Source organism: Soonwooa sp. (genome assembly GCF_032062245.1).
Taxonomy (GTDB): domain Bacteria; phylum Bacteroidota; class Bacteroidia; order Flavobacteriales; family Weeksellaceae; genus Soonwooa.
The window spans coordinates 96,381-121,005 of record NZ_DAMBQF010000005.1 but is presented as its reverse complement, the minus strand read 5'-3'; the positions used below and the strand labels follow the sequence as shown (position 1 = coordinate 121,005).

26 protein-coding genes are annotated in these 24,625 nt (G+C 34.9%); 13 read left to right on the top strand and 13 right to left on the bottom strand.

The window, feature by feature from the left end; genetic code table 11:
* Window positions 1-167: 167 nt before the first annotated feature.
* Window positions 168-686, top strand: a complete 519-nt coding sequence (locus RT037_RS05015; RefSeq protein ID WP_312323060.1) for a hypothetical protein — start codon at window positions 168-170, stop codon at window positions 684-686.
* A gap of 17 nt (window positions 687-703) precedes the next feature.
* Here RT037_RS05015 and RT037_RS05010 read toward each other — a convergent pair whose 3' ends face one another.
* The 6 genes from RT037_RS05010 to rsfS form a co-directional block, all read right to left on the bottom strand.
* Complete coding sequence (locus RT037_RS05010) at window positions 704-1,498, bottom strand: alpha/beta fold hydrolase (RefSeq protein ID WP_312323062.1); 795 nt, start codon at window positions 1,496-1,498, stop codon at window positions 704-706.
* A gap of 143 nt (window positions 1,499-1,641) precedes the next feature.
* Window positions 1,642-2,295, bottom strand: a complete 654-nt coding sequence (locus RT037_RS05005) for a phosphatidylserine decarboxylase family protein (protein ID WP_313028545.1) — start codon at window positions 2,293-2,295, stop codon at window positions 1,642-1,644.
* A gap of 27 nt (window positions 2,296-2,322) precedes the next feature.
* Window positions 2,323-3,201 carry a phosphatidate cytidylyltransferase gene (locus RT037_RS05000; RefSeq protein ID WP_313028543.1) on the bottom strand — a complete coding sequence of 293 codons (879 nt, stop codon included), beginning with the start codon at window positions 3,199-3,201 and terminating at the stop codon, window positions 2,323-2,325.
* A gap of 16 nt (window positions 3,202-3,217) precedes the next feature.
* Complete coding sequence (locus RT037_RS04995) at window positions 3,218-3,799, bottom strand: LUD domain-containing protein (RefSeq protein ID WP_079667698.1); 582 nt, start codon at window positions 3,797-3,799, stop codon at window positions 3,218-3,220.
* A 153-nt stretch (window positions 3,800-3,952) separates the two neighbouring features.
* A complete protein-coding gene (gene ftsH / locus RT037_RS04990; protein ID WP_313028540.1) occupies window positions 3,953-5,965 on the bottom strand; it encodes an ATP-dependent zinc metalloprotease FtsH in 2,013 nt (670 codons plus the stop codon).
* Between the two features lie 34 nt (window positions 5,966-5,999).
* A complete protein-coding gene (rsfS, locus tag RT037_RS04985; protein ID WP_313028539.1) occupies window positions 6,000-6,377 on the bottom strand; it encodes a ribosome silencing factor in 378 nt (125 codons plus the stop codon).
* A gap of 86 nt (window positions 6,378-6,463) precedes the next feature.
* On the opposite strand from rsfS, the gene RT037_RS04980 reads away from it, so the two are divergent.
* Window positions 6,464-7,177, top strand: coding sequence for a biotin--[acetyl-CoA-carboxylase] ligase (locus tag RT037_RS04980; RefSeq protein ID WP_313028537.1), 714 nt, complete (start codon window positions 6,464-6,466; stop codon window positions 7,175-7,177).
* On the opposite strand, the gene RT037_RS04975 is transcribed toward RT037_RS04980, so the two are convergent.
* Genes RT037_RS04975 through RT037_RS04960 form a run of 4 tightly spaced genes read right to left on the bottom strand, consistent with a single transcriptional unit; the run spans window position 7,171 to window position 10,508 of the window.
* Window positions 7,171-8,265, bottom strand: coding sequence for an LptF/LptG family permease (locus RT037_RS04975; protein WP_313028536.1), 1,095 nt, complete (start codon window positions 8,263-8,265; stop codon window positions 7,171-7,173). The two genes, RT037_RS04980 and RT037_RS04975, sit on opposite strands and share 7 nt — an antisense overlap.
* A gap of 15 nt (window positions 8,266-8,280) precedes the next feature.
* Window positions 8,281-9,414: a tRNA guanosine(34) transglycosylase Tgt gene (gene tgt / locus RT037_RS04970; RefSeq protein ID WP_313028535.1), complete on the bottom strand. Its 1,134-nt coding sequence runs from the start codon at window positions 9,412-9,414 to the stop codon at window positions 8,281-8,283.
* 10 nt (window positions 9,415-9,424) lie between these two features.
* The gene (locus RT037_RS04965) at window positions 9,425-9,787 is read right to left on the bottom strand and encodes a DUF4296 domain-containing protein (protein ID WP_313028534.1); all 363 of its coding nucleotides are present in this window, start codon (window positions 9,785-9,787) and stop codon (window positions 9,425-9,427) included.
* A 4-nt stretch (window positions 9,788-9,791) separates the two neighbouring features.
* Window positions 9,792-10,508 (bottom strand): polyprenol monophosphomannose synthase, encoded by a 717-nt coding sequence (locus RT037_RS04960; RefSeq protein WP_312321625.1) that lies wholly within the window; start codon window positions 10,506-10,508, stop codon window positions 9,792-9,794.
* Window positions 10,509-10,625: 117 nt separating this feature from the next.
* On the opposite strand from RT037_RS04960, the gene RT037_RS13830 reads away from it, so the two are divergent.
* From RT037_RS13830 to RT037_RS04920, 8 genes are all read left to right on the top strand, one after another.
* Window positions 10,626-11,267, top strand: a complete 642-nt coding sequence (locus tag RT037_RS13830) for a DUF4271 domain-containing protein (RefSeq protein WP_409456490.1) — start codon at window positions 10,626-10,628, stop codon at window positions 11,265-11,267.
* Window positions 11,268-11,291: 24 nt separating this feature from the next.
* Window positions 11,292-12,032 carry a uroporphyrinogen-III synthase gene (locus tag RT037_RS04950; protein ID WP_312321628.1) on the top strand — a complete coding sequence of 247 codons (741 nt, stop codon included), beginning with the start codon at window positions 11,292-11,294 and terminating at the stop codon, window positions 12,030-12,032.
* Window positions 12,033-12,116: 84 nt separating this feature from the next.
* Window positions 12,117-14,153, top strand: a complete 2,037-nt coding sequence (locus RT037_RS04945) for a S9 family peptidase (RefSeq protein WP_313028533.1) — start codon at window positions 12,117-12,119, stop codon at window positions 14,151-14,153.
* A gap of 1 nt (window position 14,154) precedes the next feature.
* A complete protein-coding gene (locus RT037_RS04940) occupies window positions 14,155-14,499 on the top strand; it encodes a hypothetical protein (RefSeq protein ID WP_313028548.1) in 345 nt (114 codons plus the stop codon).
* Window positions 14,500-14,651: 152 nt separating this feature from the next.
* Window positions 14,652-16,190, top strand: coding sequence for a HAMP domain-containing sensor histidine kinase (locus RT037_RS04935; RefSeq protein WP_313028532.1), 1,539 nt, complete (start codon window positions 14,652-14,654; stop codon window positions 16,188-16,190).
* Between the two features lie 66 nt (window positions 16,191-16,256).
* On the top strand, window positions 16,257-16,943 hold the full coding sequence (locus tag RT037_RS04930; RefSeq protein WP_312321631.1) for a response regulator transcription factor: 687 nt from the start codon (window positions 16,257-16,259) through the stop codon (window positions 16,941-16,943).
* A gap of 246 nt (window positions 16,944-17,189) precedes the next feature.
* Window positions 17,190-17,417, top strand: coding sequence for a hypothetical protein (locus RT037_RS04925; RefSeq protein WP_313028531.1), 228 nt, complete (start codon window positions 17,190-17,192; stop codon window positions 17,415-17,417).
* Between the two features lie 46 nt (window positions 17,418-17,463).
* On the top strand, window positions 17,464-18,339 hold the full coding sequence (locus RT037_RS04920; RefSeq protein ID WP_312321633.1) for an SH3 domain-containing protein: 876 nt from the start codon (window positions 17,464-17,466) through the stop codon (window positions 18,337-18,339).
* Between the two features lie 26 nt (window positions 18,340-18,365).
* Here RT037_RS04920 and RT037_RS04915 read toward each other — a convergent pair whose 3' ends face one another.
* Window positions 18,366-19,151: a murein L,D-transpeptidase catalytic domain family protein gene (locus RT037_RS04915; RefSeq protein WP_313028530.1), complete on the bottom strand. Its 786-nt coding sequence runs from the start codon at window positions 19,149-19,151 to the stop codon at window positions 18,366-18,368.
* Window positions 19,152-19,303: 152 nt separating this feature from the next.
* Between RT037_RS04915 and RT037_RS04910 the strand changes: the two genes are divergently transcribed.
* From RT037_RS04910 to RT037_RS04900, 3 genes are all read left to right on the top strand, one after another.
* Entirely contained in the window at window positions 19,304-19,684 is a 381-nt protein-coding gene (locus RT037_RS04910; protein WP_312321635.1) for a hypothetical protein, read from the top strand.
* 68 nt (window positions 19,685-19,752) lie between these two features.
* On the top strand, window positions 19,753-20,145 hold the full coding sequence (locus RT037_RS04905) for a copper chaperone (protein WP_312321636.1): 393 nt from the start codon (window positions 19,753-19,755) through the stop codon (window positions 20,143-20,145).
* An 18-nt stretch (window positions 20,146-20,163) separates the two neighbouring features.
* The gene (locus tag RT037_RS04900; protein WP_313028529.1) at window positions 20,164-22,563 is read left to right on the top strand and encodes a TonB-dependent receptor domain-containing protein; all 2,400 of its coding nucleotides are present in this window, start codon (window positions 20,164-20,166) and stop codon (window positions 22,561-22,563) included.
* 86 nt (window positions 22,564-22,649) lie between these two features.
* Here RT037_RS04900 and msrB read toward each other — a convergent pair whose 3' ends face one another.
* The gene (gene msrB, locus RT037_RS04895) at window positions 22,650-23,078 is read right to left on the bottom strand and encodes a peptide-methionine (R)-S-oxide reductase MsrB (RefSeq protein ID WP_312321638.1); all 429 of its coding nucleotides are present in this window, start codon (window positions 23,076-23,078) and stop codon (window positions 22,650-22,652) included.
* A 93-nt stretch (window positions 23,079-23,171) separates the two neighbouring features.
* Entirely contained in the window at window positions 23,172-24,530 is a 1,359-nt protein-coding gene (locus tag RT037_RS04890; protein ID WP_312321639.1) for an acyl-CoA dehydrogenase family protein, read from the bottom strand.
* Window positions 24,531-24,625 lie beyond the last annotated feature (95 nt).

Here is a 24,625-nt window from a genome sequence, read left to right as displayed (position 1 = left end):
TTAATATTATCAACTAATTTACTTCCTTAATTATCCTAATGCAAACTTACCATTGTAGCAATTGTTTGAGCTCTTTGCAAATGCAATGGATTTTGAAAGGTTTGCAAAAGCGAGTGCGGAAAGCGGGAAACAGCTCCTAAAAAACAAACTTAATAATGTAAAAAAAAATGAGCTTAACTAAAAACAAATATTATTTTGAAGCTTTGGATTGCTATCCGTACAATTTGGCGGATTGCTTGGGAGCCTTGAATTACGCTTTGTCCTACGATCCGGAAGATTCGGATGCTCTTTGCCTGATGGGACGAATATATAGCGAGCAGTTGAAAAATTATGAGCAGGCGAAAACCTATTTTCAGGAAGCTCTTGCGTGTGATGTCGGGAATGTAACGATTCCGAAATATTATGTTTCTTGCCTTTTAAACAACGAGGATTATGAGGAAGCTTTGAAATTGTTGGATTTCAGTTTTAAAACAAAAGGCATTGATAAGTCGAATATTTTGTACTGGAAATCGGTATATTTTGAAAAGCTGGAGCATTATGATGAAGCTCTAAAAACAATTAAGGAAGCGAAAAAATTTTCGTACAATAAGGATATAATCGAGTTTTTGGAAAATCGAGAAAAATTTGTGAAGTCAAAAATGCCGAAAAAGAAAGTTTCCAAAAAGAAAAAAAAGAGAACCAATTAATTGGTTCTCTTTTGGTTTTATAGATTAGAAATGGCTTTGATAATATCATCTTTGATAACCTTGATGCCAAGTAGATGATCGCCTTTGTATTCCAAAAATTGTTTTGGTTCGGCGGCATTAGCAAAATTAGTTTTACCTTGCTCAAATGGAACCGTTTTGTCTTCGGAACCATAAATAAAAAGCTTTGGAAGACCTTTTAATGCTTTAACGTCTTCTTTTACAGAATACGGAGAAATCAACATTTTTTCGATAACATCTTTGTATTGCGGTGCAAAATGAGCTGCGATATCCGTGAAAGATGACATGCCACCGTCGATAATCAATCCTGATATTTTATTTTGATTGTCTTTTGCAATTTTTGTAGCCACTTGTGTTCCTAAAGATGCACCGTAAATATAGATTTTATTGTTTTTGATATCGGGACGAACAAGCATTGCATCAAAAAATTTTTGTGCATCAGCAGCGACATTAAGATGCGTTGGTGTCCCAGTAGATTTTCCATAACCACGCAAATCTACCATCACAACTTGATAACCGACTTCCACCAAAGGCTTTACCATAAATTGATAACTCGTCACATTGCCACCTGCTCCATGAAAAAACAAAATCGTCTTTTTAAGACTTTTAGTTTCAGGTCTTAAGACAATGGCAGTTATTGTGTCCGATTCAACTGGTAGAGAAATATTTTCAAAATTTTTAAATTCTATTGGTTTCAAAATTTTACTTGGTTGATAAAATTTATCATCCATTTGAGCTTTTGAAAACTGAGAAAATAAAACGAGAACAAAAGTAAATAATAGTGCGTTTTTCATAATAGATTTTGATTTATGCTTCAAAAGTAAAACGCAAATATTTTAAACCGAAAAAAAATATGTTGAATGGTAATTTTCGGAAACTGAATGGTAAAAAAAAGAGACTTTCAAAAAAAGTCTCTTTAATATTATTGATTGTAAAATTAATCTCTTAATCTCGCGATGACATCTAGACCACCTTTAGTTTTGTCTCCGATTTTGCAAAGGATTTCGGTGTCAAGTGGTAAGAAAACGTCCATTCTGGAGCCGAATTTAATAAATCCAAACTCGTGACCAGCTTTCGCTTTGTCCTCGATATTACAATAGAAAACAATACGTCTCGCAACGTAACCTGCAATCTGACGGAACACCACATTATGATTGGTTTCACTTTTTACGGCAACTGTAGTTCTTTCATTTTCTGTTGAAGATTTTTCGTGCCACGCCACCAAATACTTTCCTGGATGATATTTTTTATAAACAACATCTCCAGAAACTGGATAACGACAAATATGAACGTTAAGTGGCGACATAAAGATAGAAACCTGAATGCATTTTTCTTTTAAAAATTCATCTTCAACTACTTCTTTAATCATTACAACCTTACCGTCAACTGGTGCAATTACATTCTCAACATGTTCCAAAATATGACGGTTCGGAACACGGAAAAACCAAAATACCAATCCTAAAATCACCAATAATGGAACGATGATTAACAATGACCACATTTTTAGAAAGTAAATAGAAATACCTCCAATTATTAAAATGGCTAAAATCGCAACCGTTAAGGTGCCTTTGGATTCTTTATGAAGCTTCATAGTCTATATTTTCGAACCTTTAAGATTCTATACAAATTTTTCTAAAATAAAATACAAATATACAACAGGCGCACAAATTATGAAACTGTCTAATCTATCTAACACACCACCATGTCCTGGAATGATGTTTCCGCTGTCTTTAACACCAAAAGAACGCTTTAATTGGCTTTCTACCAAATCGCCTAAAGGCGCGAAAATCGACACTAAAAACCCGACCATAATCCAATTACCACGAAGTTCTGGAAAATATTTTTCAACAAAGAAACCTAGAATCAATGTGAAAAATACGCCACCTGCAAAACCTTCCCATGTTTTTTTAGGACTAATAGTTGGTGCCATCTTGTGTTTACCAAAAAATTTTCCAGTAAAATATGCGAAACTGTCGCTACTCCAAATGAGAATAAACAACATCATCACTTCTAAAGTGAAAGGCTTGTTAACTGGATCTAATGTGCGGAAACTCGGCAATCCTAATGCAAAACTAAATGGTAAAGCTGTATATATAACTGTAAAAATAAATTTACCGCTTTCGAAGTAAAGTTCCTTGGGAAATTTGAAAAGTGTAATACAAGCAATTAAAATTAAACCTAAAGCAAGTATTTCTGACAAATTAAAATTGAAGAAAAATCCGTGATAGAAAAATCGTTTTGAAAATTGATAATAAATAAAAGCTACCAATGGCAAAACCAGCCATTTGTAAATACCGTTATCAAATTTCATAATTCGGATACATTCCCAAACGCCAACAAGCATAAAGAATGTCATTAATCCGTAAAAAAGATATTGTTGTTTGACAGCAGGAATGATGGGACTAAGCCATGATTCGCCCAAAGGTGTACAACAAAGTATGATGACTAAACCATAAATTGCTCCCGAAATAAGTCGCTGAATGAGATTTTTATCCAAAGTTCAAGTTTAAAAATTAATCTTCCAGCAAAAGTAAGAAAAGTTTTGAACTGTCTTTGTTAGGTGTGTCAAGTTTTGATTGACTTCCGCTAATCGAAGTTAAATTTTTAAGATTACCAGCACGTTTTACTTTCATCATCGCTTCACCAAGATTGGTTACAATTTGCGAAACATTTGCGATAATAATAATTTTTTCGGGTAATCTAGAAGAATGGTAATGCATAATATTGTTATGCGATAACATAACTCTACCATCAAAAGCGATGAGATATTCTGCTGTGATAAAAGCAGCATCATTTTCTTCCTCTAATTGCGAAGTGTACTTGGTTTTAGTAACATTAAGAAAATCTTGCAATTGCTTATCCCAACAAAAAACAGAAGTAATACCTTCTATTTTGAGAATTTGATTAAGCGTCTGTAACGCCTCTGCATCATCTCCACAATAGTTAAAATATCCACCAGAATGCGTAAACAATTGGGCAAATTTGTAGTCCAAATCTGCATCACGCAATTCGTCGCCCAACTTCGTCACATTAGGATCGTCTTCCTCCTCTTGTTGGTTAAGTATCTTATTTACAATTTTTTTGAATAAACTCAATTTCGATCAGAGATTTTGATACAATTACAAAAATATAAAATATCTGTAATATTAGAAATTTAAAAATCAAAAATATAGCAAAAATCCCGATTACCACACATAAAAGATGAAGAATCAGGATTTTTTATGTTATTTTTTAGAAAATTAACAATATTAATGTTCTAATTTAGGCTCCGCTTGTGGCGTTTCGTTCTGTTGTTCAACATTAGTAGCTTCAGTTGCTGTTGCAGGAAGAACTTCTGCGTTAGAAACTGGCTTCTCTGTCAACTCTGGATCCCAAGCTCTTTTTCCGAAAATCTCTTCAAGATCTTCACGGAAGATAACTTCTTTCTCTAATAATTTGTTAGCTAAAGCAGTTAATTTGTCTTGATTATCTGTAAGAATTTGGATTGCTCTTTCGTATTGACTTTGTACAAATCTTTGGATTTCGTCATCGATAATCTCAGCTGTTTTCTCAGAATATGGTTTTGAGAACGCATAATCATTTTGACCAGAACTATCATAGTAAGATACGTGACCAACTTTCTCGCTCAAACCATAAATGGTAACCATTGCATTAGCTTGTTTGTAAGCTCTTTCTAAGTCATTTTGCGCACCAGTAGAATAATCTCCCAAAGCAACCTGCTCTGCTGCACGACCACCTAATAAAGAACACATTTCGTCTAACATTTGTTCTGTCGTCGTAATCTGTCTTTCTTCTGGAAGATACCAAGCTGCTCCTAAAGAACGTCCTCTTGGCACAATCGTAACTTTTAACAAAGGCGCTGCGTGTTCTGTCAACCAAGACACCGTTGCGTGACCAGCTTCGTGGAAAGCAATTCTTTTCTTTTCAGAAGGTTTAATGGCTTTATTTTTCTTTTCAAGACCGCCGATAATTCTATCAACTGCATCTAAGAAATCTTGTTTAGTAACAACCTCATGACTATTTCTCGCAGCAATAAGTGCAGCTTCGTTACAAAGGTTTGCAATATCAGCACCACTAAAGCCTGGTGTTTGTTTTGCTAAGAAATCTCTGTCAACTTCTGGATCTAATTTAATTTTCTGTAGGTGAACATCGAAAATTTGTCTTCTTTCATGAAGTTCTGGAAGGTCAACATAAATTGATCTATCAAAACGTCCAGCTCTTAATAAGGCTTTATCCAAAATATCAGCACGGTTGGTTGCAGCCATAATGATAACATTAGTATCTGTACCAAAACCATCCATTTCGGTTAACAACTGATTAAGTGTATTTTCGCGCTCATCATTACCACCGCTAAAGTTTTTACCTCCTCTTGCTCTACCGATTGCATCAATCTCATCAATGAAAATAATAGCTGGCGATTTTGCTTTAGCTTGAGAAAATAAGTCACGAACTCTAGATGCCCCAACACCTACAAACATCTCTACAAAGTCTGATCCAGACAAAGAGAAAAATGGCACTTTCGCCTCACCAGCAACAGCTTTTGCTAATAAAGTTTTACCAGTACCTGGAGGGCCAACTAAAAGAACACCTTTAGGAATTTTACCTCCTAATTTTGTGTATTTTTCTGAGTTTTTAAGAAAATCTACAACTTCTTGTACCTCTTCTTTTGCGCCTTCTAGACCCGCAACATCTTTAAAGGTTACATTAATTTTTTCTTTATCATCAAAAAGTTTAGCTCTTGACTTCCCAATCGAGAATATCTGTCCGCCAGGACCGCCTCCACCGCCCATTTTTCTGAATAAGAAAAAGTAGAATAATGCCATAATTGCAATCCAGAATAAAGCTGTAAACAATAACTCAGAGAATGGACTTTTGCTAGTCCCAAATTCCATAGTCGCTTTTTTGTCAGCTGGCGCTTCCGAGTTGATTTGGTTAAACCTTTCTTGGAAATAACGAAGATCACCATATGTCAAGGTGTAATCTGGACCTGGCTTCATTGCCAACATCGATAATGGATTTTCGTCTTTTTTAGTGGCAGATTTTTGTTCTGCTTTAGCTGCTTTGTTAAGAAAAATTTCTGCTTTTGGCGTATCTCTGTACACCATAACTTCTCCAACCTTACCAGACTGGACAAGCTTATAGAAGTCATTCTCACCGATATTTTTGGCATTAGAATCTCCTAGAAATCCTGGCACTAAAAAGAGCACCATAACCAAAATAATAATGGGAATAAACCAATTAAAACCTTTATTATTATTCATTATTTTTTACTTTGAAATATTTGGAAATAATATCTTAGAAGTTGGGCTTTGCGTCTTCGATGCGTGTTACTTTTGCATCACCCCAAAGCGTCTCGATATCATAGTATTCTCTAACTTGTTTTTGGAAAACATGCACAACAACCGATACATAATCTAACAACACCCACATTGCATTTTCGTTACCTTCTACATGCCATGGACGATCTTTAAGCTCGTTTCTCACTTTCTTTTCGATATTACCAGCTATAGACGATACTTGTGTATTAGAATTACCACTACAGATGATAAATGTCTCTGCAACTGCATTTTCAATATTCGAAAGATCAAAAACTAAAACGTCCTCACCTTTTGTATCTTGTATTGCTTCTATTATTTTCTCTACTAATAGTTGTTTTTCTGTATTTTTACTCATTCAAAAATTATATATCTGCAAATTTATTGATTTTAATCTATTTAAGCTTTGTCTTCTTAGCTTTGGATGTCTTAAAGTTTTCTTAAATGACCGATCTAATTTACAAATCTGAAGTAACTTCTACAAACGAAGAAATTCTTGACCTGTTAATTAACACTCCAGAACACTTGGCGCTATACAGTTTTAACCAAACTAAAGGCCGCGGACAATATGGAAATGTATGGAATATCCAAATTGACAAAAACCTCGCCTACACCTTTGCTATAAAAACGAAGAACATAAATCTTGACGATGTCAGCTTCAATTATCGTACCGCGCTTATTACACGTGATTTTATAGCCAAAATGACCAAAAGTGCTGTCAATATCAAATGGCCAAATGATTTAATTTTAAACCAAAAAAAAATCTGTGGCATCTTAATCGAAAAGAAAAAAGTAGAACACGAAAGTTATTTCATTATTGGGATTGGCATTAATATTTTACAAGAAAACTACGACAATCTTCCAAAGGCAGGTTCCATTTTAACAACTACTGGTCAAGCTTTCGACATAAAAAACTTTGCTGAAGCTTTTCATTATTATTTTAAAAATGAAATTTCAAAAACAATTTATGACGTGGAAATTCTAAATAATTTCAACAGTCATTTATTTAGAAAAAATGAAATTTCGGTGTTTGTAAAAGATGACATAAGACAAAATGGCATAATAAAACAAGCCGATGCTGACGGTTACCTTTGGATTGATTTTGAAAAAGATGGTCTACAACGTGTTTTTCATAAACAAGTCGAGTTACTTTATTGATTAGCTCTCTTCCAATAAAGATAAAATGCAATTGGTCCGAATATTAAGTTAGGAAGCCACATTGCAAGAAGTGGTGACATACTTTTGTTCTCGGAAACCACGCTTAAAGCTTGGAAAGAAAACACAAACACAAAAGCTAATGCTATACCAATGGCAAGGTTAATCCCAAGTCCACCACGTTTTTTTTGTGATGATAAAGACAATGCCAAAAATGTCAAAATTATAATAGAAACAGGCATCGACGTACGTTGGTGCAATTCATTATAAAAGGTATTAACATTGCTGTTTCCCTTTATTTTTTCACGTTCGATAAGTTTGATAAGATCAGGCGTTATTTTATTCTGACCAACTAATTTGTCAGGGAAAAGCTCTTCTGGTGGCAATCCAAAATCTTGCTTTTTTTGATCACCATTCGCTAACTTTTGGGAGTCATCTTTTTGTGGCCAACGCTCCATATAACTTGTTAGCAAAAAGGATTTTGATTTCGCATCCCAAGTAACATCATTCGCAATAATCTGATATGTTAACTTTTTGTCCTTGTCAAATTTTTGATAAAGATAACCGAAACCTTTCTTCTGTTCACGATTATAATTATTAATAAAAATATACTCGAAAGGGTTAAGATTGGTCGCGATGGTCGTATTCCCCAACAATTCGTCTTTGTTAACTTGGTTGTAAGTATAAGGTTCTAATTTATTCTTTTTAATATTCGCCCAAGGCAAAATAAAATGATTGGTCGCTAAGGCAAATCCCGCAATAATCAAAGATGCAATTAAATAAGGTTTTGCAAAACGATGAAAACTTGCGCCGCTACTGATAATTGCAACAATTTCGGTATTATTAGCCAACCTCGATGTAAAGAAAATGACCGAGATAAAAACCAAAATCGACATAAAAGTGATAATCAAATTAAGGATCCAAAACGGATAAAAATTCACCAAAAAGTAAGTCACCGAAAAACCGTTATTTTCGATACGAGGTGTCTTGCTCTGAACATCGATGATTAGCACAATTATCGACAAAAGCGCCAACATAAAGAAGAGGGTGCCAAGATATTTTTTAATAATATATGCGTCGATAATTTTCATAAAACCTACGAAGAATTATAGTCTTTGTTTAAGTTGAGGAATAATAGAATCTTTCCACTCATAAAAATCGCCAGCAACAATATGCTCTCTGGCAACCTTCACCAAATCTAGATAAAAAGCCAAATTATGTATCGATGCAATTTGTTTTGCTAAATATTCTTTCGCAACAAATAAGTGGCGAACATAGGCTTTGCTGTAATCGCGATCTACAAAACTTGTCCCAAACTCATCCAAGGCTGAGAAGTCGTTTTTCCACTTTTCATTTTTCATATTGATAACACCTTGCCAAGTGAATAACATTGCATTACGCGCATTTCTTGTCGGCATCACACAATCCATCATGTCAACGCCTAGTCCGATGCTTTCTAGGATATTCCAAGGTGTACCAACACCCATCAAATAACGCGGTTTATCTTTTGGAAGAATATCGGTTACTTCATTGGTAATTCTGTACATTTCCTCTTCAGGTTCACCAACAGAAAGTCCACCAATAGCATTACCTTCGGCACCAGCTTCAGAAATAACTTCTGCTGAAATTTTTCTTAAATCCGAATAAGTCGAACCTTGTACAATCGGAAACAAACGTTGCTTATGTCCGTACAGTTCTTCATTATCTTTAGTCCAATCCACACATCTTTTTAACCAACGATGTGTTAACTCCATGGACAATTTTGCTTGATTATATTCGCACGGATAAGGCGTACACTCATCAAAAGCCATAAAAATATCAGCGCCAATCTGACGTTGAATTTCCATTGATTTTTCAGGAGAAATAAAATGATAACTTCCGTCGATATGTGATTTAAACTTAACACCTTCTTCCGTCATTTTGCGACTTTTAGAAAGTGAAAAAACCTGATAACCACCGCTATCTGTTAAGATTGGACGATCCCAATTCATAAACTTATGAAGACCTCCAGCTTGCTGCATAATACCCATCCCTGGACGCAACATCAAGTGGTAAGTATTCCCTAAAATAATTTGCGCATCGATATCTTCTTTCAACTCGCGTTGATGCACAGTTTTAACACTTGCAACAGTACCAACCGGCATGAAAATTGGCGTCTGAATATCGCCATGATCTGTATGTAAAAACCCAGCTCTAGCTTTGCTTTGGGATGTTTTTTCAATTTCAAAAAACTTCGACATTATATTTCTTCTAGTTCGTCTTTTCTGGTGGCAAGTTAGCTTGCTCTTTCTTTTTGATATAGTCTTCGAGTTTTGGTTCTTTTTTAAACAAATACTCTTTCGACTGTTCTACAATGGCGTCCAATTGATTGGTTGCTACATAATAGGAGTAACTTTCACTAAAATCTTTGGACGTTATTTTATATTTCTTGAGAAGAAACTTAGTTGCGCCTTCTCTATTATCTTTTTGGTTGAAAATATAGCTTTGATCATTGATTGCAAAATCTGCCATAATCTCTGCCATTTGATCTTGAGGAATTAAGTTTTTGGGCTTATCCATTAATTTGGAACAAGCCATCAAAACAAATAATATTAAAAAAGACCATTTTTTCATAAGTCTATAACTTACCGAAAATACTTTTTAGTTTTAAATCCAAAACACCAAACACCGCTTCTTTGATGATGCCGCCATTCATTTTACTTTCGCCTTCTGTTCTGTCCGTAAAAATAATTGGAACTTCCTTTATTTTGTATCCTTTTTTAAAAGCACGGAATTTCATTTCAACTTGAAATCCATAACCTTTAAGTTTAACATTATCAAGCCCAATACCTTCCAAAACTTTTCTTGAAAAACATACAAAACCCGCCGTTGTATCGTGCACAGGAATTCCTAAAATAAAACGCACATACTTCGACGCAAAATACGACAACAATACTCTAGACATCGGCCAGTTAACAACATTAACGCCTTTGCTATAACGCGAACCAATTGTCATATCGGCATCCAAACAAGCTTCATATAATTTAGGAAGATCATTTGGATTATGCGAAAAATCGGCATCCATTTCAAAGATATAATCGTAGCTATTATCTAATGCCCAACGAAATCCATGAATATAAGCTTTCCCAAGTCCATCTTTAATTTTTCTGATGGTAAGATGAAGCTTTTCGGGATATTGTCCTTGTAAAGATTTAACAATGTCAGCTGTGCCATCTGGTGAAGAATCGTCGACTACCAAAACCTCAAAATCTCCGTCCAATGCCATAACAGCAGCGATAATTCGTGCTATATTTTCCTTCTCGTTATAAGTTGGTATAATGACCAGTTTCTTCATTAAAAAAAATCAATGTGCAAAGATAGTATTTTCGAAGCATACAATAATCTCACCAATCAAAATTTGACAATCGATATTTGGCTTTAATTATTTCCGTATTTTTGCAAAAATTTTGAAGTGGTAAGACTTTACGAACAACATGATTGGGTAATTTTTTGCATCTTGGGTTGTATTTTCATCTTCATTTTTAGTTTTATTTTTCTTCATCGCGATGCTTCCATCAAAGAATTTTTACTACTAAAAAAAGACGAGAGCAGCAACGTTGTATTGTCGTGGATATTGACGTCCATTGTATTTTTTGTGATGTCAACAGTCGCTTTTTCGCAATTTGTACCTGTTGTTCCAAAATTTATTACAGATTTACAAATCGGTGGATTTACTCTCAACAAATTTGGTTTTGTCTTCATTAGTATTGTTTTATTTTTTTTAATTAAAACAATAATGACCTACTTTTTCTTCACAAGTTTGGGCTACAACAAGCTGCTAATTAACCTTTATCTACTGGCAAACAAGTACTATTTTTTGAGTAGCATTTTGTTAATTATTGCATCTTTTACTTTTTTCTACTTCCCAATAGATGAGTTAAAATACCTTTACATTACGATGATTTCGGTATTATTCTTATTTATTTTAAAACTATTTCTTTATTGGTTTAACAAACCTCAAACAATGCCAAACGAATGGTATTATAAAATTTTGTATATTTGCACCCTCCAAATAGCACCCTTGTTTGTGCTTTGGAAATTTCTTTTTAGCTAATTAATAAAAGACATTCAAAAACACATGAAAATTAAGTCTATATTGGTTTCGCAACCAGCTCCCAAAGAGTCTTCTCCATATTTGGAACTTGCGAAAAAAGAGAAAATAAAAATTGATTTTCGTCCTTTTATCCATATCGAAGGTGTGGATGCCAAAGATCTTAGAACCCAAAAAATTGACCTTTCTCAATACGCAGGTGTAATTTTTACGAGTAAAAATGCTATTGACAATTACTTCCGTTTAGCTCAAGAAATGCGTTTTACGGTGCCAGACACAATGCGTTACATTTGTCAGTCCGAAGCGATTGCCAACTTTATGCAAAAACATATTGTGTACAGAAAGCGTAAAATTAGTTTTGGTGAAAAAACCTTTTCGGATCTTACACCGCTTCTTAAAAAGCACAATACCGAGAAATATCTATTACCTTCATCGGACGTTCTTAACGATGACATTCCAAGAACGCTAGATAATGCTGGTGTAGATTGGACACGTGCGATTATGTACCGTACCGTTTGTAGCGACCTGACAGATATTGACATTAACGAATATGATATGTTGGTGTTCTTTAGTCCACAAGGGATCAAATCTTTGAAACAAAACTTCCCTAACTACGAGCAAGGTGATAAAAAAATCGCTGTATTTGGACCAACGACTCAAGCTGCTGCAGAAGAACACGGCTTAAGAGTTGACGTTATGGCTCCAACAAAAGAATCGCCATCGATGACAATGGCAATTGAAAAATACGTTAGAAGTTTGAACAAATAAAATCAAACGCATCTATAAATTTACAACCACTTGTCCTACATGGAAGGTGGTTTTTTTATTAATTTAGAACTTTAGTTTTTCTATATGAAAGCGCCTCAAGCAAAGAAAATCGACCATATTATCGAAAAGCACAAAGACGTGCGAAACGACCAATATTACTGGATGAACCAACGTGAAAGCCCTGACGTTTTGCAGTATTTGGAAGATGAAAACAAATTCGCGGATTTTGTAATGCAGGATACTGAAACTTTGCAATCCGAACTGTTTGAAGAAATGAAAGCGCGCTACAAAAAAGATGATGCATCACTGCCCTATTTTTTTAACGGCTATTGGTATATCGTGCGTTATGAAGACGGAAAAGACTATCCTATTTTCACAAGAAAAAAAGAAACCCTAGAAGCAGAAGAAGAAATTTTACTTGATGCTAACCAATTAGCTGATGGTTTAGAATATTTTGAAATTGGAAGTTTGACTGTTAGTCCTGACAACAAAACCCTAGCATTTTCTTACGATAAAATTGGAAGAAGAATTTACCAAATCAATTTTAAAAATTTAGAAACTAAAGAACTTTACACTGATAAAATTGAAAATAATACAGGAAAAATTGTTTGGGCGAATGACAACGAGCATGTATTCTATATTACTAAAGATGAAAGTCTGCGCGCTGATAAAGTCTATCGTCATAGATTAGGAGAGTCAGAAAATGTTTTGGTTTATCATGAAGAAGATGACACTTTTGATGTTGGCTTGTTCAAAACTAAATCTTTGGAATATATTTTCATTGCAACATCTAGCACCAACGAGGACGAACAACGCTTTATCCCAGCAGATAACGTTAATGCCGAATGGACAATTATCCAACCGAGAACTGAGGACCTCGAATATTCTGTCGAGCATTATGGTGATTTGTTCTATATTATTACAAATACTGATGATGCCACTAATTTTAAAATCGTAACAACACCTGTTTCGCAACCAAGCAAAGAAAACTGGACAGACCATATTCCGCATCGTGAAGAGGTGTTGTTGGAAGGTTTTGAAATTTTTAAAAATTATTTTGTCATTGAAGAAAGAACTGAAGGTCTTTTACAAATTAAAATCATCAACAACGACTCTGGAAATGCGCATTATTTAGAATTTTCAGATCCAACTTATACCGCCTACATCGGCATCAATTTAGAATTTGATACCAAAATTTTGCGTTACGGATACACGTCTTTAACCAAACCAAATTCGACTTTTGAATATGATATGGAAACCCAAACTTCAACATTGTTAAAACAACAAGAAGTTTTAGGAGGAAAATTTGACGCTGACAATTATATCTCTGAAAGAATTTGGGCAACAGCTCGCGATGGTAAAAAAATTCCTATTTCTTTAGTTTATCATAAAAACACTGCGAAGAAATCGGACACTCCTTTATTACTTTATGGTTATGGAAGTTATGGTGTGACGATTGATGCGACTTTTTCGAATGTTAGATTATCACTTTTGGATCGAGGTTTTATTTATGCAATCGCTCACATCAGAGGAGGAGAATATCTTGGTCGCGAATGGTACGAAGACGGAAAAATGCTTCAAAAGAAAAATACCTTTACCGACTTTATCGATGCTGGAAAATATTTAACAGAAATCAATTACACTTCTCCAAAACATCTTTATGCAATGGGCGGAAGTGCTGGGGGACTTTTGATGGGCGCCGTTATTAATATGGAACCCAAACTTTTCACAGGTGTTGTAGCGCAAGTTCCGTTTGTGGACGTTGTTACTACAATGTTGGACGATAGTATTCCTTTAACGACAGGAGAATACGACGAATGGGGAAATCCAAATGAGGAAGAATATTATCAGTACATGAAATCATATTCGCCGTATGATAATATTGTAGCGCAAGATTATCCAAATATACTGATAACGACAGGCTTCCACGATTCCCAAGTTCAATATTGGGAACCCGCAAAATGGACAGCAAAACTTAGAGATTTAAAAACCGATGATAATATATTAATCTTTAAAACCGATATGACATCTGGTCATGGTGGCGCAAGTGGCAGATTCGAAAGCTTAAAAGAAATCGCTTTGGAATATGCTTTCCTTTTAAAAATTGAAAATAAGAATTAATATGAATGAAGCAGAAATCTGGAAAAAGATAGAATCTTTTTTCGAAAATAATTTTGATACCGAAAAAAATCCACCCATCGAAAGCATGCTTTTCTTAATTGGCGTGCAAGAGCTTGGCAGTGGAAAACAAAAATATACCAAAGACGACAAGGTTAACCTCATCCACATCGCGGTTTGCAGACTTTTGGAACCTTTTGGTTATTACAAATTTTCACATTATATTGATGGTTGGCCGCAATATGATGAAACGGATAATCTTCCAGAACTAAAACCAAATGAACAAAGCATCTTGATGCGAAAAGCAATTGTACAATACTTTTTGGATGAAGAAATCCCTTTGGACTAGCTTGAATTTCAACTCATTCTAAGCGAAACCATTTACGATTCACGAAAAAATGTTAAAAAAATAAGATTTAAGAAACAAAATATATTTTTTTAGCACAATATTTGTTATCTGCATATAGAATCGTTTAATTTTAACTTTTCAAAAACAATTCAATGAACAATAAATTCATTCCGATTATCTCTGTTTTTATGACGATATCACTCATTGTGTTCGTCTCATTGCAGTTATATTGGATTAAAGAATTATATGGCGCGCTGGAGCAAGATTTTTCTAATAAAGTCTATTCTGCCTTAGAAACTTCTTCGGAAAAAATACAAGAACTGGAAGTTGACAAATATTACAACAAAGATTTTACAAACTTAAAATCAGAAATTGTAAGCAACAATCAGCCGACGCAGACTTATATTCAGCAGACTAAAGATTCTGCAAACAGAACCTCGATTTTGTTTCAAAAAAGCATCATCGAAAAACAACAAATCCCAATTTCTAAGCAAGGTGACTCTCTTAATATCACCAAATTATACAAGGATGAAGGTTTGTACAAGATTAAAAAACAAAGTCCAGAACTACTGACTTCACAAATCGGTAAAGACCTAGACAACAGCACATTACAACTGAAAGAATTTGCAAAACTAAATGCCAGCAACCTTCCAATTGAACAACGTGTTGACAATAAAACGATTGATTCTGTTTTAACAAAAGAATTAAAATTAAAAGGTATTGACACCAAAATAGGTTTCGGCGTGATCGATAAAACCAACAAGTTAACATCGATTAGCAACAACACTTATTTGGATCAAAAAGATAAAACCAACTATACGTATCCTCTTTTTACAAACAGTAAAGACCAAACATTATACACGTTGGCTTTGGTGTTTCCGAGAAAAGATTACTCGTTGGTGAGACACAACTTACCAATGTTGGTGGGGACTTTTGTATCATTGTTGACGATTTTGGGGATTTATATTATTTCGATCAACTATATGATGCGTCAGAAAAAAATTGCTGATGTCAAAACAGACTTTATCAACAATATGTCACACGAATTCAAAACGCCTTTGGCAACGATTTCGGTGGCGACAGATTCTTTATCAAACGATAAAATAGCAACTGATCCAGAAAAGGTCAAATACTATTCGAGCCTAATAAAACAAGAGAATCTAAGGATGAAAAAGCAAGTCGAAAATGTTCTTAATATGTCAAAATTAGAACGTAACGAGATGCAACTATTTTTAAAAGAAACCAACGTCCGTGAGTTGATTAAGAAGATTACTGAGTCTTTCAAATTAATTGTTGAAGAACGTCAAGGTATATTAACAACCAACTTTACAGCGGAGAAATATAATTTTAAAATAGATGAATTCCATTTTTCGAATGCTTTGGTTAACTTATTAGATAATGCTAACAAATATTCGCCAGACACGCCAGAAATCACTATTAAAACCAGAAATGATGGTAATTGGTATGTCATTGAAATTTCTGACAAAGGCATGGGAATGGACGCAGAGAACAAAGCGAAGATTTTTGAAAAATTCTTCCGCGAAGAGACTGGCAACATCCATAACGTTAAAGGTCAAGGACTTGGACTTTCTTATGTTAAAAAAATCATAGAAATCCACCACGGACAAATACAGGTAGAATCTCAAAAAGGAAAAGGTAGCACATTTGTTGTTAAACTGCCTATGAGTTAAAATACAAATCAAACAATTAAATAAAATAGGAAGCAATTCCGATTAACCAATTAAAATATTAAGGCTATGAGCAACAGAATATTATTAGTAGAAGACGATCAAAGTTTTGGTGCGGTTCTTAAAGATTATCTTAGCATCAACAACTTCGAGGTGACTTTGGCGACAGACGGAGAAATGGGTCTTAAGGAATTCACAGAGAAAGAATTCGACATCTGTATTTTCGACGTAATGATGCCGAAAAAAGATGGTTTTAGCCTTGCTGAGGACGTTAAAAAAATTGATAAAAATACACCGATTATCTTCTTAACTGCTCGTAACATGAGAGAAGATATCTTGAAGGGTTATCAAATTGGTGCTGACGATTATATCACAAAACCATTTGATACAGAACTTCTTCTTTATAAGATTAAAGCAATTCTGCAAAGAAGCGCAGTTTTAGAAAACGAAGATCAGGAGCAATTCAAGGTTAGTGATATTTTCTTCGATTCTATGTTAAGACAACTGCGTGTTGGCGAAAAAGAATACAAGCTTTCTCCAAAAGAGAATGAACTTCTTAAGCTACTTTGCTTACATCGTAACGACTTCATGCCTAGAGATTTAGCTCTTAGAAAAATCTGGAAAAAAGAAAATTACTTTACCGCAAGAAGTATGGACGTATATATTGCTAAACTGAGAAAACTTCTTAAAGATGACGAAGGTTTAGAAATTATCAATGTTCATGGTGAAGGTTTCCGACTATTAGTGAAAAACTAATTCTTTTGTATCTTTGAGAAAATATAAGTTATGAAATCTTAAATTTTTAGTCTAGCAATAATCTGCGTTTCTGTTATTTCTTGTGGGAAGAATGATAAAATCTCTCCAACACCAGATAACAAATCAACTGAAGTTGCAAAAATTGATAGCACGAATACAGAAGCTAAAACTGAAGTTGCGCAGCCAAATCAAGTTCAAATTGCAACTCCAGCACCAACAACTGCTGGACTAAATCCTGAACATGGCATGCCTAACCACCGTTGCGACATTCCTGTTGGACAACCGCTAAACTCGGCACCATCGCCGGCGCCTGCAGTTGGTATGAATCCAGCGCCAACGGTACAGCAGATAACGCCTGTTGCACCGCAACAACCAGCTACACCACAAGCGATTGGACCAAAACCCGCACTTAATCCGGCACATGGAGAGCCACATCATGACTGTGCAATACCTGTCGGAGAGCCACTTACTTAACAATATAAAGCCTGCTAATTACAGGTTTTTTTTGAATAATTAATTTATGTTACGTTATTTAATATTTAGTTTTTTATTTACGATTGGATTTGTCACTGCGCAAAGTGACGTCGCTTACGCTTATGTTGATAATGGCTTGTATGCGAATTCGGTTTTTAATCATCAAAAAAATGAAATGGTTAAAGTCTATGTTGACCAAACCAAAATCCGTGAGCTTCCAACCTTAACATCAAAAGTTGTCGACAGTGTTTCACATAACAAAAGTTTAAAAATTATAGAAGTGACCGGCGCTGTTACCCAACTTGGTGAACGAGCTGCAAATTGGTTACGCGTTGCATACGACAATAAAACTGGTTTTATCTGGAGTGGCAATCTCGCAATTTCTCAATTTTCAAAAGACGGTGTTGACATTCTGTTTGGTATTCCTTCAACGGAAATAAAAATAAATCCTGATAACATCAGCTACAAGAGTCTTGTTGGCGGCATCAAATATTTTAAAAATGAAAATTTGGTTTCAGAAAAGAATTTCGATGCTGGAACCACAGAAAATCTTAGCGCACATTCTTTAATTGTTGAAAAAGCTATACGATTAAAAAATATCGACTATACGATTAACGCGATGGTTTCGGGAGAAGCTTGTGGTATCCCAACCTACGAACAAACTTTTTTTGTGACTAAAGATAATTTGATTTTGTTACCTAAAACTGAAAGCGTTGCTGATGGCGGAATTTTCTATCATTCCGAAAGTATCGAATTGCCGAGCGCAGAAAACAAACTAAACAATCAATTCTATTATATTTTAGAAAAAGGACAAACCGATGATAACGATGTGACGACTGGCGAAAAGATAAAAAACCTTTATCAGTGGGACGGTCAAGATTTTAAAAATATTAAAACAATAAAAGAAGCCATCAAATCATGATGGCTTCCTTTCAATTATTATTTAATCTATTGCTTTGCAAGAACCTCGTTTGACAAAGGCTCTGCCACCTTCAACCACTGGGATTGTGAAAGATAATTTTGATCTGGATAATAGATAAACAGACAAGACTTATCTTTAATTCTATCAATAATTGGTGCAGCCAAAGCTCTTGGCACAGCTGGACAACCCCAACTTCTACCCAATCTTTTTTCGGATTTTATAAAATCCTCACTTACATAATCGGCGCCATGCATTACAATAGCGCGCTTCATAGCGGCATCGTTGTAACCTTTGTCCATCCCAACTAATCGTAAAGAATAGCCATTGTCACCGTTATAAGTTGTTTCCGTCACATAAAATCCCAGACTTGATTGGTGAGAATTTTCTGTGTTCGAAAAGTTAGTAGCGAATTCTTCGCCCGTTCCTTTACCATGCGCAACCAATGAGTTAAAAAGTACGGTTTTCGTTTCTACATCAATAACCCAAAGTCTCTTTTTGTTAGACGAAAGGCTAAAATCGCAGATACTTAACAATCTCGCATCTTCGTTAAGTGCGCCAGATTTTTTTAAATTTTGAAACCCTAAATAAGCTTTATTAAAAACCTCAAAATTTAAAACATCATTACCTTCAAAAGAAATCGAATTGTAGATCGTTTCTGCTGTTGTTGTTTTGGTTTCTTCTTTGCTTATTTCAACCACAACTGTTTTGTGAATTTTTTTAGCTGTTGTCGAACTTGTTTCGATTTTTGTATTGGGATAAAAAGATGTTCCTAACAAAAACACTGAACAAAGAAAAATTGGGAGTCTCTTCATATATACTTTACATTTGCGAGGGCAAAATTACAATTATAAGATTATCAATGAATTATATATTAAGAAGTTTAACTAAAATTTAATAATTTTTAACTAAAACGAATTTTCATCAATTATATTTTTTGTAAGTTTGCAATCAAGTGTTAAAACAAATGTTCAGAAAGTTACTATTTTTCGTTAGTCTGTTCTGTTTGGGAAGTATGGTTTTCTCAATGCAGGTTATCGAACTTTCTATTGCTGATGACACTTGTTGCGAAATGACAACCAACTCTGATGATTGTTGTACAAAACACTCTGAAGAAAAAGACGCTTGTCATACAGACTCCAAATCGGACAACACCAAAGACTCTTGTCAAGACCATTGTCAGCAATGTCACACGTGTCATAGCTGCTACATGCCGTTATTTTTAACAGATTTTAACGCAAAGAATAGTCTTGCTAATGTTTTTAACACTCAAAAAACATTTGGGTATTCTTTTAATTTCATTAATAATAATTTCTTTAACATTTGGCAACCGCCCAAAATAGCTTAATTGTATTATCACAGGCTTGAGAAGTATTTTTTCGAGCGAATTTTATTATCAATTAAATTATTTTAAAAATGAAATCTATTATTAAATCAGGGATTTTCATCCTATCTATATTTTTATTTTCAAACTTTTCAGCGCAATCCAAAACCGAAACTTATCGTGTAGAAGGTAATTGTGGTATGTGTAAAGATAACATCGAAACTGCAGCTAAAGCAGATAAAAATGTTGAAACTGCAACTTGGGACAAAAAATCAAAAGTCTTAACAGTTACTTACAAAACAGCTAATACTTCTGTCAATAATGTTTTGAAAAACGTTGCTGATGCAGGTTACGACAACCAAGCTTTCCGTGCGGCTAACAAAAAATATTCTTCCTTAGAAGAATGCTGTCAGTACAAGCGTCCAGACAATTCTTCCAAAATGTCTGCGGATTGTGATACTAACAAAGTTTGTAAATTAAAATAACCTCCGAATTTTTTTCAAATGAAATTTTTAAATAAAAGTGTTCTCACTTTTGTTATGCTACTTTGTTCCATAACAATTTGGGCACAAGAAACTCTGAAAACAGAATCTTTTTACGTACGAGGAAATTGCAGCTCTTGTAAAATGCGTATCGAAAAGGCTGCCAAAGACATGGGAACTTCCTTTGTAAATTGGGATGCCAACGAACAAAAAATACATATCACTTACGATTCAACAAAAACCTCATCGGATAAGATATTAAAACATATTGCAGATGTTGGTCACGACAACGAAAAATACACGTCTGAAACTAAAGTCTATGACAAACTTCCAAAATGTTGTCTTTATGATCGTAACTTCAAATGGGGCGAAAAAAATCCACTTGTACATATGGATGAAGAGGAAGAAGCTCCAAAACAAGCCACTAAAACTGAAGATGAACACGCTGGTCATGGGCATGACAAAGAAGCCAACCAAATTGATGGTGTAACGGTTACAAAAACTAAGGCAGCAACAGCTCTTAGCAAAAAAGAAGTTGGTTTGACATTTAATATCGATTCTAAGGAATTATTAAAAGCAGCTTGTTGTAATCTTTCCGAAAGTTTTGAAACCAATGCGACGGTTGACGTTTCGTTTAGCAATGCAGTGACTGGGACTAAACAACTTAAAATGTTAGGTCTTGACCAAAAATACACGAGTTTAACGAAAGAACTTCTACCAGAAATTCGTGGTTTGGCATCAGCTTATGGACTTAATTTCATTCCTGGAAAATGGATTGGCGGCATCCAACTGACAAAAGGCGGAAGCACAGTTGTTAACGGTTACGAAAGTATTACTGGACAAATTAACACCGAACTTCTAAAATCCAACGACGAAAAATCGGCGACAGAAATCAATCTTTTTGCAGATTTTGAAGGAAGAACAGAAGCCAACATTACGCATACTTCCCCATTATCAGACCATTGGAATCAAAGTATTTTGCTACACGGCAACGCAACTTTGGGCAATACGGATATGAACAAAGATGGCTTTCTGGATCGTCCAAAAGGCACGCAACTTAATGTTACTTACTTATTAAACTATAATGACCTTGATCATTCTGGTTTGGGATCGCACTTTGGCGTTAACTTTTTGCAAGATCAAAGAACTGCAGGACAAGTTGGCTATAACAAAAGACTTTCTCAAAAGGAACAAGATCTTTATGGTGTAGGGATCGACATTTCTAGATTTCAGGTTTGGAATAAAACAGGTTATGTTTTTAAAGGAAAACCTTACCAAAGTTTGGGCTGGATGAATCAATTTACTTATCATCAACAAGATAGCTTTTTCGGATTTAGAAATTACTTTGGAAAGCAATCGACTTTTTATTCCAATTTAATTTTTGAAAGTATTCTTGGAAATACCAACCACAAGTACAAAGTTGGTGCGAGCTTCCTATTGGATAATTACAACGAAGATTATTTAAACCAAAACATCGAACGTCAAGAGACGGTGCCTGGACTTTTTGCGGAATATACGTTGACTGGAGCTAAATATACGTTGGTTGCTGGTGCAAGAGTGGATTTTCATAATTTGGCTGGGACGCAATTTACGCCGAGACTTAATTTTAAATATGACATCACACCTCAAACAATCCTGAGATTATCAGGAGGGAAAGGCTTCCGAACAGCGAATGTTTTTGCAGAAAATCAACAATATTTCGCATCGAATCGTAAGATCGAAATTGTTAACAACGGTGGAAAAATTTATGGTCTAAAACCAGAAATCGCTTGGAATTATGGAATCAGCTTACAACAAGAGTTTAGATTATTTAATAGAAAAAACAGCATTGTTGCTGACGTTTTCCGAACAGATTTCCAAGATCAAGTTGTTGTTGACCTTGACCAATCGGCGCATAAAATTTTGTTCTATAACCTTGAAGGAAAATCTTTTGCAACAAGTTTCCAAACGCAATGGGACATCAACGCTGCGAAAAATTTAGATTTCCGTTTGGCATACAAATATTACGATGTGGCAACAGATTACATTAGTGGATTGAAGAAAGTACCTTTCATGGCGAAACACAGAGCTTTCTTTAACGCAGCCTACGCCACCAACAAATCCGAAAAAGGTGGTTTCTGGAATTTTGATGCAACACTTAACTGGATTGGAGAACAACGACTTCCAAATATGGGGCATAATGCTGCGGCTGGACATTTAGGAAATTATTCAAAACCATATACAACACTTAATGCACAGGTTTCTAAAAACTTTACTGATAAAATTAGAGTGTATTTGGGTGGCGAAAACTTAACCAATTACAAACAACACAATGCGATTCTTGATGCGCAAAACCCTTTCGGCAACAACTTTGACGGCGGAATGGTCTATGCTCCAATCATGGGAATCAATATGTATGTTGGTGTAGATTTTAAGTTTTAATATTTTTAAATAAATACAAAATCGGCTTATAATAAGAAAGGCTGTTTCGCAATGAAGCAGCCTTTTTGTTTTTTATGGTTTAAATTTTAATCTTTTTCAAAATCCAAACTTATGGAATTCATGCAATAACGTGTTCCTGTTGGTGGTGGTCCATCGTTGAAAACATGTCCCAGATGGGAATCGCAACGCTTGCACAAAACTTCTATACGCTCCATGCCGTGCGAAGAATCTCTTTTATAAATGACACCTTCTTTATCAGCTTCGAAAAAACTGGGCCATCCGCAAGAACTTGCAAACTTCGAAGTTGAACGGAAAAGGTGATTGCCACAAACCGCACAATAATAGTCGCCAATCGCGTCAAAATCATTATATTTCCCCGTGAAAGGTCTTTCGGTTGCTGCTTCTCGCGCCACCGCATATAAATCGGGAGGAAGAATTTTCTTCCATTCGTCATTACTAACATTTAATTTAGTTCTATCCGTTCGTGAAAAGTAAGGATTGTCCTGATGTTCCATTGTTTTGGTAGTTTTAATAGGTTGTTGTGTTTGACTACAATTAATCAAACTTAAAAATATAAAAAATGAAAAAATAAATTTCATGACACAAATTTAGACAAAAGCACTGAAGCCTGTAATAGCTCGACCAACAATTAAAGAGTTAATTTCTTTTGTGCCTTCATAAGAATAAATCGCCTCGGCATCAGCAACAAATCGCGCCACATTATGTTCCAACAAAATCCCATTGCCGCCCATAACTTCTCGCGAACGACTTACGATATCTCGCATTCTCATCGTACAAAAAACCTTTGCCAGAGAAGCATGTTCATCTTTTAAAATTCCCTCATCCTGCATTTCTGAAAGTCGGAAAACCATCGTTTGCATCGCTGTTAAATTGGACAACATTTCCACCAAATGTACTTGTATCATTTGGAAACTTGCAATCGGTTTTCCAAATTGTTTTCTTTCACGCGTATATTCGAGGGCATTTTCGTAGGCGCCACGCGATAAACCAACAGCCATCCAAGCGACACCTGCTCTAGTCATTTGTAAAACCTTAGCGGTATCTTTAAAAGAATTGGCGTTTACTAATTTATTTTCATCGGTAACAAAACAATCTGTCAAGGTTATCAAACCATTTTGTACAATACGAAGTGCCATTTTTCCTTTGATTTTTTCGACTGCAAAACCAGGATTATCTTTTTCAACAATAAAGCCTTTAACCTCATCACTATCAACATCGCGTGCCCAAATGATAATAACATCTGCAAAGGTTGCGTTTCCAATCCATTTTTTTTGACCATTAAGAATCCAGCCGCCTTCCACTTTTTTGCAAGTCGTCGTCAGTCCTCCTGCAGCACCAGAACCAACTTCTGGTTCCGTCAAACCAAAAGCGCCAATCTTTTCAAATTTTTGCATAGCGGGAAGCCATTTTTCTTTTTGAGCTTCCGAGCCACACATATAGATTGATCCCATTGACAATCCAGATTGTACACCAAAAAATGTTGCAATAGAGGCGTCCACACGCGCCATTTCCATTGCTAAAATTCCTTCCATTAAAAATGGTAAATTCGGGCAACCATAACCATCATAAGTCACACCACAGATATTTAATTCTCTAAATTTTTCAATTAACTGGAACGGAAATTCGTCCTGAAGCCAATAGTCGTTAACCAAAGGTTTTACTTCTTTTTCCATAAACGCACGAACTTTTAACTGAATTTCTCGATGCTCTGGACTTAAGGTGTGATTAACGTCGTAAAAATCGCCATCTATTTCGGGAAGGATTTTTTCTTTTTTGTTAGGATCCATCATTTTCATCATCGCACTTAATTGTTTTTCGCTTAAATGAGAAACATTGTTAACCAATTTTGGAAGGTTAACTTTAGAAGAAATTTCAGAAATTTTTTCGATGTCCAAATGACGAAGTAGTTCTATTATATTTTTAATTTTTGAAAATCTAGAAGACATAAGCTGTGATTTTGAAAAACAAAGAACAAATTTTGTTCCTAAAGTTTAGCAATAATAAGTTTTCAGCCAATACAATTATATTTTACAAAATACAG

Coding starts and splice junctions, on each gene's coding strand:
- ftsH (WP_313028540.1), bottom strand. CDS start 5,965: ATGAATAATAATAAAGGTTTTAATTGGTTTATTCCCATTATTATTTTG.
- RT037_RS04965 (WP_313028534.1), bottom strand. CDS start 9,787: ATGAAAAAATGGTCTTTTTTAATATTATTTGTTTTGATGGCTTGTTCC.
- msrB (WP_312321638.1), bottom strand. CDS start 23,078: ATGGAACATCAGGACAATCCTTACTTTTCACGAACGGATAGAACTAAA.
- RT037_RS04980 (WP_313028537.1), top strand. CDS start 6,464: ATGACCGATCTAATTTACAAATCTGAAGTAACTTCTACAAACGAAGAA.
- RT037_RS04905 (WP_312321636.1), top strand. CDS start 19,753: ATGAAATCTATTATTAAATCAGGGATTTTCATCCTATCTATATTTTTA.
- RT037_RS05005 (WP_313028545.1), bottom strand. CDS start 2,295: ATGAAGCTTCATAAAGAATCCAAAGGCACCTTAACGGTTGCGATTTTA.
- RT037_RS04915 (WP_313028530.1), bottom strand. CDS start 19,151: ATGAAGAGACTCCCAATTTTTCTTTGTTCAGTGTTTTTGTTAGGAACA.
- RT037_RS04920 (WP_312321633.1), top strand. CDS start 17,464: ATGTTACGTTATTTAATATTTAGTTTTTTATTTACGATTGGATTTGTC.
- RT037_RS04975 (WP_313028536.1), bottom strand. CDS start 8,265: ATGAAAATTATCGACGCATATATTATTAAAAAATATCTTGGCACCCTC.
- RT037_RS04900 (WP_313028529.1), top strand. CDS start 20,164: ATGAAATTTTTAAATAAAAGTGTTCTCACTTTTGTTATGCTACTTTGT.
- RT037_RS04925 (WP_313028531.1), top strand. CDS start 17,190: ATGCCTAACCACCGTTGCGACATTCCTGTTGGACAACCGCTAAACTCG.
- RT037_RS05010 (WP_312323062.1), bottom strand. CDS start 1,498: ATGAAAAACGCACTATTATTTACTTTTGTTCTCGTTTTATTTTCTCAG.
- RT037_RS04950 (WP_312321628.1), top strand. CDS start 11,292: ATGAAAATTAAGTCTATATTGGTTTCGCAACCAGCTCCCAAAGAGTCT.
- RT037_RS04960 (WP_312321625.1), bottom strand. CDS start 10,508: ATGAAGAAACTGGTCATTATACCAACTTATAACGAGAAGGAAAATATA.
- RT037_RS04930 (WP_312321631.1), top strand. CDS start 16,257: ATGAGCAACAGAATATTATTAGTAGAAGACGATCAAAGTTTTGGTGCG.
- tgt (WP_313028535.1), bottom strand. CDS start 9,414: ATGTCGAAGTTTTTTGAAATTGAAAAAACATCCCAAAGCAAAGCTAGA.
- rsfS (WP_313028539.1), bottom strand. CDS start 6,377: ATGAGTAAAAATACAGAAAAACAACTATTAGTAGAGAAAATAATAGAA.
- RT037_RS04935 (WP_313028532.1), top strand. CDS start 14,652: ATGAACAATAAATTCATTCCGATTATCTCTGTTTTTATGACGATATCA.
- RT037_RS04945 (WP_313028533.1), top strand. CDS start 12,117: ATGAAAGCGCCTCAAGCAAAGAAAATCGACCATATTATCGAAAAGCAC.
- RT037_RS04910 (WP_312321635.1), top strand. CDS start 19,304: ATGTTCAGAAAGTTACTATTTTTCGTTAGTCTGTTCTGTTTGGGAAGT.
- RT037_RS04940 (WP_313028548.1), top strand. CDS start 14,155: ATGAATGAAGCAGAAATCTGGAAAAAGATAGAATCTTTTTTCGAAAAT.
- RT037_RS05015 (WP_312323060.1), top strand. CDS start 168: ATGAGCTTAACTAAAAACAAATATTATTTTGAAGCTTTGGATTGCTAT.
- RT037_RS04890 (WP_312321639.1), bottom strand. CDS start 24,530: ATGTCTTCTAGATTTTCAAAAATTAAAAATATAATAGAACTACTTCGT.